Annotated in this window: 1 rRNA gene; it reads left to right on the plus strand. The window is 47.4% G+C overall.

The features are described from left to right. Positions 1 to 460, plus strand: a 16S ribosomal RNA gene (locus KGF39_RS19500); the annotation flags it as partial.

Genomic DNA, 460 nt, shown 5'->3' on the forward strand with positions numbered 1-460 from the left:
CCTACGGGAGGCAGCAGTGAGGAATATTGGTCAATGGGCGAGAGCCTGAACCAGCCAAGTAGCGTGAAGGATGACTGCCCTATGGGTTGTAAACTTCTTTTATAAAGGAATAAAGTCGGGTATGGATACCCGTTTGCATGTACTTTATGAATAAGGATCGGCTAACTCCGTGCCAGCAGCCGCGGTAATACGGAGGATCCGAGCGTTATCCGGATTTATTGGGTTTAAAGGGAGCGTAGATGGATGTTTAAGTCAGTTGTGAAAGTTTGCGGCTCAACCGTAAAATTGCAGTTGATACTGGATATCTTGAGTGCAGTTGAGGCAGGCGGAATTCGTGGTGTAGCGGTGAAATGCTTAGATATCACGAAGAACTCCGATTGCGAAGGCAGCTTGCTAGACTGTAACTGACGCTGATGCTCGAAAGTGTGGGTATCAAACAGGATTAGATACCCCAGTAGTC

The organism is Clostridioides sp. ZZV14-6345, assembly GCF_020657775.1.
Classification (GTDB): Bacteria; Bacillota; Clostridia; order Peptostreptococcales; family Peptostreptococcaceae; genus Clostridioides; species Clostridioides difficile_D.